This is a genomic window from Acinetobacter sp. EKM10A, from assembly GCF_011075215.1.
In the GTDB taxonomy this organism is placed as follows: domain Bacteria; phylum Pseudomonadota; class Gammaproteobacteria; order Pseudomonadales; family Moraxellaceae; genus Acinetobacter; species Acinetobacter baumannii.
Genome location: NZ_JAALLK010000004.1, coordinates 39,476 through 51,652, shown reverse-complemented (window position 1 = coordinate 51,652; position 12,177 = coordinate 39,476). Strand labels below are relative to the sequence as shown.

The window sequence follows — 12,177 nt, the reverse complement described above, 5'->3', positions numbered from 1 at the left end:
TTGAGTAGCTCAGTCCCTAGACCGAACTTTTATTTGTATAAGACGCGAGATGAAGACAAGGAAGCGAAAATGGAACAAAAACTAAACTCTTTTATTGAAGTTTCACCTCAATCTGATTTCACTATTCATAATTTGCCTTATGGTATTTTTAGTAGAACAGCCGAAGGCGAGCGTCAGGTCGGTGTAGCTATCGGTGATTGGGTCATTGATCTCGCTGCTCTTGAAAAGCATGGTCTTTTAAAACTTTCAGATCAAGACACATACTTTAACCAGCCTACACTGAATAAATTTATTGAATCGGGCAAAGCCAATTGGTCTAAAGTTCGTAAAACGCTACAGTCTCTTCTTTCAGTTGATAATTTAACGCTTCAAGAAAATGAAGCATTGCGCCAAGAAGTTTTGGTTAAGCAAGACAGTGTTACTTTGCATTTACCACTTCAAGTATCTGGTTATACCGATTTCTATTCTTCTAAAGAACATGCCACCAATGTAGGCTGTATGTTCCGCGACCCTAAAAATGCCTTACTTCCAAACTGGACTGAATTGCCTGTTGGTTACAATGGCCGTGCTAGCTCTGTTGTAGTCAGTGGAACTTACGTCGTACGCCCTTCTGGTCAGATTAAACTTCCAAATGAAGAACGTCCGGTTTTCTCAGCAACTCGCAAGCTCGATTTTGAACTTGAGACTGCATTTATTGTGGGGAAACCAACTCAATTAGGTCAACCAATCGCCATTGAAGATGCATGGGATCATATTTTTGGCATGGTTCTGCTAAACGACTGGTCAGCACGTGATATCCAACAATGGGAATATGTACCTCTAGGTCCTTTCAATTCAAAATCTTTTGCTAGTGCCATCTCACCTTGGGTAGTCACGCTTGAAGCACTTGAGCCATTTAAAGTGGAAGCCCCAAAACAAGAGCCTAAACCTTTAGCGTATCTACAAGAAAATATCGCGAATAGTTACGACATTAATTTGAGTGTTGAAATTCAAAGCCCGAAATCAACACAACCTGATGTGATCTGCCGTACTAATTTTAAATATATGTATTGGTCTATGGCTCAGCAGCTAACTCACCACACCATTGGAGGCTGTAACGTTCAGGTTGGTGATTTAATGGGTTCAGGTACTATCTCAGGTTCTACACCTGACTCTTATGGTAGCTTGCTTGAGTTGACTTGGAACACCACCAAGCCTCTAACACTTGCGAATGGTGAAACTCGTGGTTTCTTGCAAGACGGCGACACACTCATCATGAAAGGCCACTGTGAGAAAAATGGTATCCGTATTGGTTTTGGTGAAGTCCGAAATACGGTACTTCCTGCATTAACTTTTGATTTTGCAGAAACTTCGGAGCCTGATTATGAAGCTGTATAGTTACTTTCGTAGCTCTGCAGCTTACAGAGTACGGATTGGTCTCAACCTTAAAAATCTCGCTTATGAAACTGTACCCGTTCATTTAGTTAAAAATGAGCAGCAAAGCGAAGACTATTTAAACTTAAATCGCAGTGCCTTAGTACCAACTTTAGTGGACGGCGATTTAACCCTGTCACAGTCATTAAGTATTTTGGAATATCTGGATGAACAATATCCTGAAACCAAATTACTTCCAAATGATGTGAAAGAAAGAGCCAAAATCCGTGCTTTTGCCCAAGCAATCGCTTGTGATATTCACCCGTTAAATAACTTACGCGTGCTGAAATATTTAAAAAATGATTTAAATGTTTCGGACGAACAAAAAAATTACTGGTATCAGCACTGGATTCTTGAAGGTTTTCAAACACTCGAACAGCAACTTCAAGATTCAAATGGACAATTTTGTTTTGGACAACACGCAACCATTGCCGACTGCTGCCTAATTCCACAGGTTTACAACGCGAAACGCTTCAAGATTGATTTGTCGGCGTTTCCAAAAATTGAATCAATTTATCAACATTGTTTGTCTATCCCAGCCTTCTATAACGCGGCGCCAGAACAACAACCAGATTGGGAATAGTAAAAAGGAGTTTCAACATGACATTTGCCATTAAAAAAATACATCACGTTGCATATCGCTGTAAGGATGCGAAGGAAACTGTTGAGTGGTATAAAAAAATGCTCAACATGGACTTTATCTTAGCTTTTGCAGAAGACCATGTACCTTCAACGAAAGCTTTTGACCCGTATATGCATTTATTCCTAGATGCAGGCCAAGGCAATGTTTTAGCATTTTTTGAATTGCCAACCCAACCAGAAATGGGCCGTGATGAAAATACGCCTCAATGGGTACAACATATTGCCTTTGAAGTTGAAGATTTAAATGCCCTTTTAGCTGCCAAAAAACATTTGGAAGACAACGGTGTTAAAGTATTAGGTATTACTAACCATGGTATCTTCCACTCAATTTATTTCTTTGACCCAAATGGACATCGTTTAGAACTGACTTATAACGATGCACATGCTGAAGAAAAAATTGCAAAAATTACTGAAGAAATGAAAACTGAAATGTTAGAGGAATGGAGCAAAACCAAACGCGCTCCACACCATACTCATTTCTTGCATGAAGAAGAATTAGGCGCGTAATTCTTTCAAAGCAATCGTTTTAAAAGTCGGCATTGATGGGAATAGTTTAAATGAACTGTTCTATATCAATGCCGATTTATATTGTTTAAATCTACTAAACCTCTATCAATTTACGCTATAAATGTAAGATGAAGGTGTTTGTAAAAATTGTGGATTATTAAACATGTGAATTTCGCTAATAGAAAAAGGTGATTTCTATTTTTCTATAGGCTCAGGCATGATGTAAAACGCATCAATGCCAATTTATGTTCTGAACAAAACTGTTTAACTGTTGAAGTAAATCGATTAAGGGTATTTAAATGATTGAAGAAAAAATATCTGGGGGGGTTCAATCACTTGAAGTTGGCTTATCCGTACTAAATGCCCTTTTAGAGCACAATCAACCCATTATTCTCAAAGACTTATCTAGTAAGCTTGAGATGCATCCTGCCAAAGTACACCGCTACTTGGTGAGCCTAATTCGCATGGATTACGCCAAACAACTTGAAGATGGCCAATATGCCTTAGGTGATCAGGCATGGCGTTTAGGCTTAAACTGCATTCAGCACAGCGATACTTTACAGTTAGTACAACATTTAATTTACGACTTACAAAGCAAAATTGGCTGTGGTATTCAAATTAGTAAGTGGTCACCCAAAGGCCCTGTCGTGGTTCAATCGATTGAATCTAACCACCCAATTTCGATTGTGACCAAAGTTGGCTCAATTATGCCTTTAGTCAATTCTGCTGCTGGGCGTTTATTTGCTTCTTACCTTCCTGAACATTTTGTTCGTCCTTTATTAGAAACTGAGTGGCAAAAACATCAGGAACTTGGGCTAAACATTGCGCCACATAACTGGGAAGAGTTTTTAGAACTTAAAGAGACGATCCGCCAACAACAAATGTCTGCGGCGAAAGGTGATTTACTTACCGGTATTAACGCAGTAGGCCTGCCAGTATTTAACTCAAACCAAGGGATTGAGTTTTGTATTGTGGCGCTTGATAGTGAAATGTTTTTACCCGTCGATCCACAAAGTAAAATTATTGAAACGCTTAAAAATGAGATTAATTCAATTAATCAATATATTAAAAGCCGCTAATCAATAGCCATAAAAAAACCAAGAGCCTTGCTCTTGGTTTTTTTTAGATTAGAGACAAAGCAAAACTTATTTTGCTTCGAGCACACCACGGCGAATCTGGTCACGTTCAATCGATTCAAACAGTGCTTTGAAGTTACCTTCACCGAAACCGTCGTCATCTTTACGTTGAATAAATTCGAAGAAGACTGGCCCAATCATATTTTCAGAGAAGATTTGTAATAAAAGCTTCTTCTGGCCATCTTTAGTACTGCCGTCTAATAAAATACCGCGTTGTTTTAACTCTTCAGTTGGTTCACCATGTTCAGGTAAACGCTCTTCAAGCATTTCATAATACGTATTTGGCGGTGGTGTCATAAACTTAAGACCAAGGCCTTTTAACTTATCCCAAGTCGAAATTAAGTCATCACAAATAAACGCGATATGCTGAATACCTTCGCCATTAAAATCAGCTAAGAATTCTGCAATTTGGCCGTTACCCTTGTCTGAGTCTTCATTTAAAGGGATACGGATCATGCCATCTGGTGCAGTTAATGCTTTAGAGGTTAAACCTGTATATTCACCTTTAATGTCGAAATAACGAATTTCCTGGAAGTTAAAAATCTTCTCGTAGAAGTTTGCCCAATACTCCATACGTCCTTTGTAGACGTTATGAGTTAAGTGATCGATTTCTTTTAAGCCCGCACCTTCAGGGTTACGCTGCGCATCATCAAAGAAAACAAAGTCATTTTCATAAATATCGCGGTCAACTAAGAAGATTGGCATGCCACCAATACCTTTAATTGCCGGAATGTTAAGCTCCATTGGCCCAACTTTTGAGTACATTGGTTCTGCACCAAGCTCAACCGCCTTTTTAAAAGCTTTTGCTGCATCACGAGTTTTGAATCCCATCGCACAAGCAGATGGACCATGCTCATTAAAAAAGAATGAAGCATAAGATTCTGGCTGATAATTCAGGATAATATTGATATTTCCTTGACGCCATAAGTACGCTTTTTTCGATTTATGCTTGGCTACTTTTGAAAAGCCGATTGTTTCAAAAATTGGATCTAATTCATTTTCTTTTGAAACAAACTCAATAAATGCAAAACCGCATAATTCTAATGGGTTCTCTAAAATATCCATCTAGTTTCCCTCTGGTAATTACCTGATCCGTTTACTTCTCATGCTGATCTGGTCAGCTCCTTTCTCTATAGAATACGCATTTGCTGGGAGTATGTTTGAACCGTCAAAATGCCTTAGCCCAACGCATCCTATGAGAAAAAAACCAATAACTAAAACGAAGATTGAGTGAGCGCAAAGCCGATGATTAATTTCCCTTCTATATGGTGTTTGTTTTCCATACACACTGTCCTTTCTTATCTAAAAGTACGATTGAGATTTTTCAATAAACCTTTAAAAATCGTCTTTTCCTAAAGTTATTCCTAGATTTATGGAGGCCAACATCCTTGTTGGACCCCCAATGGCCATTTACCTTAAAACAGATGCTACTAAAAACAATTAAATTATGCAATACATAATTTAATTATGAATTGTGTAATTTATTAATCAAGTTACTTCGTTTGCTTGTGCTTGTTTTAGATTTCATATTTTATAAATCATTGGGTACACTCACATGGCTTTTAAAGTTCTAAGGGCGGAAAAAATCATGCTTTTAATCAGTGCCTGTTTAATTGGGGAGCCTGTACGCTACGATGGCCGCTCTTGCTTACACACTACACTTAAGCAGTTATTTTTAAATAAAAAAGCGCATGCACTTTGTCCAGAGTTATTAGGTGGATTTAGCACCCCTCGTCTACCCGCAGAAATTGTGGGAGGAACAGGGCAAGATGTACTTGATGGCAAGGCAAAAATCCTAGATTCATCTGGTTTAGATGTGACTGAGCTATATTTAAAAGGCGCCTATCGTACTTTAGACATTGCACGGCAAATACAAGCAACTTGTGTTGTTCTAAAAGAAAACAGTCCGTCTTGCGGTAGTCAAAAAATTTATAACGGTACTTTTCAAGGCGAGAAGATCACGGGTGTTGGAATTACCACGGCACTGTTACAGCGCCATGGTTTTGAAGTGATTTCTGAAAATGAGATTGAAGAATGGTTAGCAGCACATCCTCTTTGTTGATCTACCCAATCAAAAACCTCTTAATTGCTTTCTAAAACGAAAACAGAAGGCACTCAATACACAAGCTACTAAATAGCTTATGGCCGCCATACTCCAGAAACCATAAATTCCCATTGCAGATATAGAGTGACTCCCCCAGTGCAGCCCTTTATAAGCCATCCACCAACCACCGCCCAATCCGAAACATAGCACCACGACTAAAAAAATCAGCATGGGTAAAATCGACACATCCCAACAACGCAGCAAAGAGGTTAGTAACGTCATTAAGCCATCAAGAAAATGAGACATGCAGACAATCAAGAGCAGTGATGCAGCCAAAATTTGTACAGCCAAATCATCTGAATAGAACGTGACAATTAAGCCCCTCTCCAACCATAAACACAAGGATAAACTGCCACTCACTGCCATAATGACCCATATACTTTGTCTGGCAATTTTGTCTGCTTCTTTCATGTTTCCGCTGCCCATAGTTCTTGACACCAAAATGCTATAAGCCGAGGCAATTGAGGAAGGAAAAATAAACATAAAACCGCCAGTGCTCGCGACAATTTGATGGGCTGCAGACACCACACTCCCGAAAGGCAAAATCAGAATAGCAACTGAACAAAATGCAACAACGTCCATCAACGCCATGATCGCAGTAGGTATCCCTATTTTTAAAATCATACGCAGACTTTGCCGGCTATCTTCATCTGACCGTTCTGGATGTTGAATAAAGATGTACTTTTTCTCTAGAAAAAACAGGTAATAAACGGTCAACATAAACCACCGTACAATGATAGTGGCTAACAACGCCCCTATCGCCCCGAGTGGCGGAATTGAAAATAAAGCGACACCATAAATCAGAAGATAAGACAAAATAATTTTAAGAATGAAGAAAAGACTATCTGATAATAAAACCTTATAAGCATTTTCAGTGACCTGAGACAAAGCTGTAAATAAGCGCATCAGTAAATGGGCAGGTAAAATAAATACCAAAGCCCAAATACAGTTTTTAGTAATTAAAACGACATGTTCAGATGCACCAAATAATTTTGGTAGATCACGGAACAAGTAAAGCAAGGCAATACTTACAAATGCCGAACCTAACATCAGCCAAACGCCTTGGATAAAAGTTTGACGAATACGTGGTATGTCATGGCAACCATAAGCTTCCGAGAGCTTAAGCATCACACCTTGCAGTATCCCCATTCCAATGACATAAACCACTGTATATAAAGATAAGGACACCGATAAGGCGGCAACATGGTCATTACTAAAATGCCCTACATAAGCAATATCAATCAATCCACTTAAAATTAGAATCAAATTGCTAGAGAGCATGGGAATAAATAATTTAAAAATCTGGTTCATCAAAAAAATGCCTTATTTTTTTCTTTGCGATTTATGTTGATATTCACGTTATTTTTAGTGCATCAATTCGAAGCAAAAGACATACCAGTTTTAAATTCAGCTCAAATAAAAAGTGCTTTAAATAAAAAGACCAAACTATCCGTTTGGCCTTCTTTTCTAATGTATATCGTTTATATAGTTATTCTTGTTTGTGTTTACTTGCCCAATAAGTCGCAAGTGCAGGACCAGAAATATTATGCCAAAGGCTGAAAATAGCACTTGGTACGGCAGTAATCGGGGAAGCCGCAAAATGCACTGCTGCAAGCGCCACGCCCAAGCCTGAGTTTTGCATTCCTACTTCTACCGCAATTGCTTTACTGTCCGCATAAGGCAATTTAAAGAAACGCGCTGCGGCAAAACCTAATAAATATCCAAGCCCATTATGCAATATCACTACCGCCAAAATGAGCAAACCCGACTGTAAAATAGCTGCTTTACTGCCACCAATAATGGCTGCCACAATCGCTACAATTGCAATCACTGAAACTAATGGCATGACTTGAATATAGGATTCAACCTGACGTTTAAGCCAAGTTCGCAAAATCAGCCCAATCACAATCGGAAGTAGTACGACCTGCAAAATCGAAATAAACATCGAAGCCGCGTCAATCTTTAGCCATTGGCTGGCGAGTAGATAGAAAATTGCAGGTGTTAACACAGGAGCCAAGAGTGTTGATACCGAGGTACAGGCGACCGATAAAGCCACATTGCCTTTGGCCATATAGGTAATGACATTTGAAGCTGTTCCTCCTGGGCAACAACCTACCAAAATAACGCCGACCGCAATTTCAGGAGGCAAATTAAATAATTTACATAAAATAAATGCCAAGCCCGGCATCACCACAAACTGCGCGACAACCCCAATTAACACGGCTTTAGGGCTTTGTAGTACCCCTTTAAAATCATCAACGGTCATGGTCATTCCCATGCCAAGCATAATAATGCCCAAAATCCATGGGATGTACGCTTTGAGCCAAACAAAAAATTCAGGTTGCCATAGCGCCAGAGCTGCAAAAATAATTACCCATAGGGCAAACGTCTTTTGAACAAACTGAGTAAAACGGAGTAATGCAGACATACTGTTCATCCATACCAAATCGCAATTAAAGTCCAAGCATCAAAATCAGTATCTCTAGCATTCATTCAACAGATCAGTCGATTGAATACGAACAACACCTTGTTGCTGCATAGTTTGCCATGCTTGTTCTAATGAACCATTAAGATCAATACCTTTGCACGCATCTTCAATTACTAAAGTTTTAAAGCCTTGCTTAACCGCATCTAAAGCAGTCCATGCGACACAAAAGTCTGTAGCAATTCCGACCACATAGACCGTATCAATACCACGTTCTTTTAAATATCCCGTTAAACCTGTCATTGTGGTGTGGTCAGCTTCCATAAAAGCCGAGTAACTATCAATATGAGCATGAAAACCTTTTCGGATAATCAGTTGAGCTGTCGGGATATTTAAATCCGGATGAAATTCGGCATCATGAGTGCCTTGTATACAATGCTTAGGCCAAAGCACCTGTGATCCATAATCCAGTTCAATCGTTTCAAATGGCTGCTTGCCCGGATGGTTGGCTGCAAAAGAAATGTGATTATCCGGATGCCAGTCTTGAGTGAGGACTACATTTTCAAAACAACCTGCCAATTGGTTAATGGTCGGAATAATCGTATCGGCGTCGGCAACTGCTAGGTTTCCACCAGGGGTAAAACCATTTTGCACGTCAACTACGACTAAAGCCGAATTTTGTGGTTGTTTATTCATTTTCATGCCATCTTAAGTCCCATTCGGGAAAAATATGCATTTTATCTTGCCATAAAAAAGACCGTGTTAAGTAGAGGTTGGAAGAATTGCACCATATTCTCATTTTTACTGTCTTTTACTTGAAATCATCAAATTGGCATTCTATGTTTTGCTCAAGTTTACATAGGGTTTATCAGTCAAGCATATTGTTCTTATGCGTCTGATCAGTCATAATTTGCATAATTGTCATTCAACAATCTGTTATTGTTAGAACTGGACAATCAAAATACTGCAACCATCCCACATTTTGTTTTTCTTACCTCAGATTCGGATGGATAAATAGGATATTTTTTAAAATGACTCAGCAAGCACAGACCATTCAAGGCTCAATCGTCGCAATCGTCACTCCCATGTTGAAAGATGGCGGTGTAGATTGGAAGAGTCTTGAGAAGCTGGTTGAGTGGCACATAGAACAAGGTACAAACAGTATTGTAGCCGTCGGTACAACCGGCGAAGCCTCAACATTGAGCATGGAAGAGCACACACAGGTTATTAAAGAAATTATTCGTGTAGCCAACAAACGTATTCCAATTATTGCCGGTACTGGTGCAAACTCAACCCGTGAAGCAATCGAATTAACTAAAGCTGCCAAAGACCTTGGCGCAGATGCAGCTTTACTTGTAACCCCATACTATAACAAGCCGACTCAAGAAGGCCTTTACCAACACTATAAAGCGATTGCTGAAGCTGTTGAATTACCGCTTATTCTTTACAACGTACCTGGTCGTACAGGTGTAGATTTGTCAAACGATACAGCTGTTCGTTTAGCGGAAATTCCAAATATTGTCGGCATTAAAGATGCAACAGGTGACGTACCACGCGGTAAAGCTTTAATCGATGCTTTAAACGGCAAGATGGCTGTGTACTCAGGTGACGATGAAACTGCGTGGGAACTTATGCTTCTTGGCGCAGACGGTAATATCTCGGTTACTGCAAACATTGCACCTAAAGCAATGAGCGAAGTATGTGCGGTTGCAATTGCAAAAGATGAGCAACAAGCAAAGACGCTTAACAATAAGATTGCAAATTTACACAATATTCTATTTTGCGAATCAAACCCAATTCCTGTGAAATGGGCACTACATGAGATGGGACTGATTGATACTGGTATTCGTTTACCACTCACTCCTCTCGCTGAGCAATATCGCGAACCTCTCCGCAATGCCCTAAAAGATGCGGGAATTATTTAATAAGAGCAATTTATGATGCAATTACGTCTTGGTTTAGTCCTTGCAGTTTCAGCCTTAAGTTTAGCTGGCTGTGGTCGCTTCGCACTCAATAATCACTCTTTAGATTATAAAAATGCAAAGCAACTCGCCCCACTTGAGTACCCTGCCGATGCAACTGTACGACCAGCGACACCTTTGTATCCTGCACCAACAGTAGACCAGCTTGCTATCGATCACGCACCGAAGTTTGAAAACAAGCGTGGCAATCGTTTTGCATTGCCACGTCCTGAACCACTTCAAACTGATACGACAGCAGATGCATCTGCTCAAACAGGTAGTGCGCTTGGTCGCCCTCAACTTGTGACAGATGGTAATAAAAATCCACTGTTAAAAATTGATGGAAGTACTGCCGAGATTTGGCAATACACCAAAGCTACGTTAAGCACGTTAAATTACAACGTCATCGCTCAAGGTAACAATCAAGCGACGATTAAAGTAAATGACAATACATATGTGCTTAAGCTCACTGGTGTTGGCTCTAGTCATAGCCTTGCTCTATTTAATCCAGATAACACTTTTGCTAGCCCTGATGTTGCCGCAGAAGTGTTAAACCAGATTTACCAAAATTGGCCAGCCTAGTCGTTTACTAGGCATTTTTTTTAAAAAGGTTCCCTCATGTTAAAACAAACCTTGCTCTATACTGGTAAAGCAAAATCTGTATATGAAACAGACAATGCCGACCATCTGATTTTAGTCTTTCGTGATGATGCCTCTGCGTTCAATGGCGAAAAAATCGAACAACTAGATCGTAAAGGCAAGGTGAACAACCGTTTTAACGCCTTCATCATGGAAAAACTTGCTGAAGCGGGTATCGAAACGCATTTTGAAAAATTGCTTTCTCCAACTGAAGTTCTTGTTAAAAAACTTCAAATGATTCCTGTTGAATGTGTAATCCGTAACTATGCAGCAGGTTCTCTATGCCGTCGTTTAGGTGTAGAAGAAGGTAAAGAGTTAACTCCTCCTACATTTGAATTGTTCTACAAAGATGATGGCCTAGGCGATCCAATGGTTAACGAATCTCAAGCGATTGCTTTAGGTTGGGCGACTGCTGAACAGTTAGAACAAATGAAAGTGTTAACTTATAAAGTAAATGATGTATTAAAAGCATTATTTGCTGAAGGCAACATGATTTTGGTGGACTTCAAACTTGAATTTGGTGTTTTCCATGATCGTATCGTACTTGGTGATGAATTCTCTCCAGACGGTTGCCGTTTATGGGACAAAGATACTAAGAAAAAACTCGACAAAGACCGTTTCCGTCAAGGCTTAGGCGGTGTTGTTGAAGCTTATGAAGAAGTTGCTGCTCGTTTAGGCGTAGATTTATCTGACATCTAATCAGCTCAACTTTATAAAAAACCGAGCATTTCAGCTCGGTTTTTTTATTTTCAGCACCCAAGAATTTAGGAAAAGTAGACAGATTTGTATATTTAATTAAATTATGACTTGCACAATCTCAAAACAAGGCACTAAAATCAAAAAAAATATAAATTGCATCACAATAATTAAATTTTTAAATAGGATGAGTCTATGGAACTATTTAAGCCTGAAAAGAGATTAATGAATCATCCAATCCATTTTGGTGAAAATCCATTAGTGATTTTATCTAATTTTAGCCACTCTGCCTTAAAGCAAGGATGGAGCCAAGCTGAAGTCGAAGCTGTCATTTCTGAAGCTTCCCAAGGCGACTATATGAAACTCATACGTACCTTGAGAGCATATACCTTGTTTTAATTATTGTTGCTATTTGCATGACTACAAGCGCTTAGCTTCAACGTTACACTTTTTATAGCAGGCTGATTGAGTTTGCTATCTTTTCTTATACTTAACTTTTCTATCAGGTCTGGTCGATTCTTTTCTTCATGCATTATTGTTCTAGTTCGCTTACCCCCCGAGTGTTCAATTTATAAAAAAACACATAAAGCTGGTAGGAATCTTCTAGATTTATCCTGAACACTGCCTTAACAATAAATAAAAAACGATAAATAT

Annotated in this window: 13 protein-coding genes; 9 read left to right on the top strand and 4 right to left on the bottom strand. The window is 39.2% G+C overall.

From position 1 onward, the window contains the following. The first annotated feature begins 69 nt into the window (after positions 1-69). The 4 genes from fahA (at position 70) to G9371_RS06710 (ending at position 3,641) form a co-directional block, all read left to right on the top strand. Positions 70-1,377, top strand: a complete 1,308-nt coding sequence (gene fahA, locus G9371_RS06725; protein ID WP_029424051.1) for a fumarylacetoacetase — start codon at positions 70-72, stop codon at positions 1,375-1,377. Next, positions 1,364-1,996, top strand: coding sequence for a maleylacetoacetate isomerase (gene maiA, locus G9371_RS06720; RefSeq protein ID WP_029424050.1), 633 nt, complete (start codon positions 1,364-1,366; stop codon positions 1,994-1,996). Before fahA ends, maiA begins: the two co-directional genes overlap by 14 nt. 17 nt (positions 1,997-2,013) lie before the next feature. Further along, on the top strand, positions 2,014-2,562 hold the full coding sequence (locus G9371_RS06715; protein WP_000141645.1) for a VOC family protein: 549 nt from the start codon (positions 2,014-2,016) through the stop codon (positions 2,560-2,562). A 299-nt stretch (positions 2,563-2,861) separates the two neighbouring features. Continuing rightward, positions 2,862-3,641: an IclR family transcriptional regulator gene (locus G9371_RS06710; RefSeq protein ID WP_000568800.1), complete on the top strand. Its 780-nt coding sequence runs from the start codon at positions 2,862-2,864 to the stop codon at positions 3,639-3,641. 66 nt (positions 3,642-3,707) lie between these two features. Here the strand turns inward: G9371_RS06710 and hppD are convergent, their stop codons facing one another. After that, the gene (gene hppD / locus G9371_RS06705; RefSeq protein ID WP_000353163.1) at positions 3,708-4,763 is read right to left on the bottom strand and encodes a 4-hydroxyphenylpyruvate dioxygenase; all 1,056 of its coding nucleotides are present in this window, start codon (positions 4,761-4,763) and stop codon (positions 3,708-3,710) included. Positions 4,764-5,286: 523 nt separating this feature from the next. On the opposite strand from hppD, the gene G9371_RS06700 reads away from it, so the two are divergent. Next, positions 5,287-5,760, top strand: a complete 474-nt coding sequence (locus tag G9371_RS06700) for a DUF523 domain-containing protein (RefSeq protein WP_029424049.1) — start codon at positions 5,287-5,289, stop codon at positions 5,758-5,760. Between the two features lie 9 nt (positions 5,761-5,769). Here G9371_RS06700 and G9371_RS06695 read toward each other — a convergent pair whose 3' ends face one another. From G9371_RS06695 to pncA, 3 genes are all read right to left on the bottom strand, one after another. Then, positions 5,770-7,113, bottom strand: coding sequence for an MATE family efflux transporter (locus G9371_RS06695; RefSeq protein WP_029424048.1), 1,344 nt, complete (start codon positions 7,111-7,113; stop codon positions 5,770-5,772). 178 nt (positions 7,114-7,291) lie between these two features. Beyond that, positions 7,292-8,230, bottom strand: a complete 939-nt coding sequence (locus G9371_RS06690) for a bile acid:sodium symporter family protein (RefSeq protein WP_001275071.1) — start codon at positions 8,228-8,230, stop codon at positions 7,292-7,294. A 54-nt stretch (positions 8,231-8,284) separates the two neighbouring features. Further along, positions 8,285-8,929 (bottom strand): bifunctional nicotinamidase/pyrazinamidase, encoded by a 645-nt coding sequence (gene pncA / locus G9371_RS06685; protein WP_001985076.1) that lies wholly within the window; start codon positions 8,927-8,929, stop codon positions 8,285-8,287. Positions 8,930-9,258: 329 nt separating this feature from the next. On the opposite strand from pncA, the gene dapA reads away from it, so the two are divergent. The 4 genes from dapA (at position 9,259) to G9371_RS06665 (ending at position 11,922) form a co-directional block, all read left to right on the top strand. Next, positions 9,259-10,152, top strand: coding sequence for a 4-hydroxy-tetrahydrodipicolinate synthase (gene dapA / locus G9371_RS06680; protein ID WP_000193600.1), 894 nt, complete (start codon positions 9,259-9,261; stop codon positions 10,150-10,152). Positions 10,153-10,167: 15 nt separating this feature from the next. Beyond that, positions 10,168-10,770 carry a hypothetical protein gene (locus G9371_RS06675; protein WP_001177091.1) on the top strand — a complete coding sequence of 201 codons (603 nt, stop codon included), beginning with the start codon at positions 10,168-10,170 and terminating at the stop codon, positions 10,768-10,770. A 36-nt stretch (positions 10,771-10,806) separates the two neighbouring features. Continuing rightward, positions 10,807-11,526 carry a phosphoribosylaminoimidazolesuccinocarboxamide synthase gene (purC, locus tag G9371_RS06670; protein ID WP_000917863.1) on the top strand — a complete coding sequence of 240 codons (720 nt, stop codon included), beginning with the start codon at positions 10,807-10,809 and terminating at the stop codon, positions 11,524-11,526. 192 nt (positions 11,527-11,718) lie between these two features. Beyond that, the gene (locus G9371_RS06665; protein ID WP_029424046.1) at positions 11,719-11,922 is read left to right on the top strand and encodes a hypothetical protein; all 204 of its coding nucleotides are present in this window, start codon (positions 11,719-11,721) and stop codon (positions 11,920-11,922) included. Positions 11,923-12,177: the final 255 nt, after the last annotated feature.

Excerpts from the sequence above, each read along its gene's own strand:
- G9371_RS06675 (WP_001177091.1), top strand. The coding sequence starts at position 10,168 with ATGCAATTACGTCTTGGTTTAGTCCTTGCAGTTTCAGCCTTAAGTTTA.
- G9371_RS06715 (WP_000141645.1), top strand. The coding sequence starts at position 2,014 with ATGACATTTGCCATTAAAAAAATACATCACGTTGCATATCGCTGTAAG.
- G9371_RS06695 (WP_029424048.1), bottom strand. The coding sequence starts at position 7,113 with ATGAACCAGATTTTTAAATTATTTATTCCCATGCTCTCTAGCAATTTG.
- G9371_RS06710 (WP_000568800.1), top strand. The coding sequence starts at position 2,862 with ATGATTGAAGAAAAAATATCTGGGGGGGTTCAATCACTTGAAGTTGGC.
- purC (WP_000917863.1), top strand. The coding sequence starts at position 10,807 with ATGTTAAAACAAACCTTGCTCTATACTGGTAAAGCAAAATCTGTATAT.
- pncA (WP_001985076.1), bottom strand. The coding sequence starts at position 8,929 with ATGAAAATGAATAAACAACCACAAAATTCGGCTTTAGTCGTAGTTGAC.
- G9371_RS06690 (WP_001275071.1), bottom strand. The coding sequence starts at position 8,230 with ATGTCTGCATTACTCCGTTTTACTCAGTTTGTTCAAAAGACGTTTGCC.
- maiA (WP_029424050.1), top strand. The coding sequence starts at position 1,364 with ATGAAGCTGTATAGTTACTTTCGTAGCTCTGCAGCTTACAGAGTACGG.
- fahA (WP_029424051.1), top strand. The coding sequence starts at position 70 with ATGGAACAAAAACTAAACTCTTTTATTGAAGTTTCACCTCAATCTGAT.
- dapA (WP_000193600.1), top strand. The coding sequence starts at position 9,259 with ATGACTCAGCAAGCACAGACCATTCAAGGCTCAATCGTCGCAATCGTC.
- hppD (WP_000353163.1), bottom strand. The coding sequence starts at position 4,763 with ATGGATATTTTAGAGAACCCATTAGAATTATGCGGTTTTGCATTTATT.
- G9371_RS06665 (WP_029424046.1), top strand. The coding sequence starts at position 11,719 with ATGGAACTATTTAAGCCTGAAAAGAGATTAATGAATCATCCAATCCAT.
- G9371_RS06700 (WP_029424049.1), top strand. The coding sequence starts at position 5,287 with ATGCTTTTAATCAGTGCCTGTTTAATTGGGGAGCCTGTACGCTACGAT.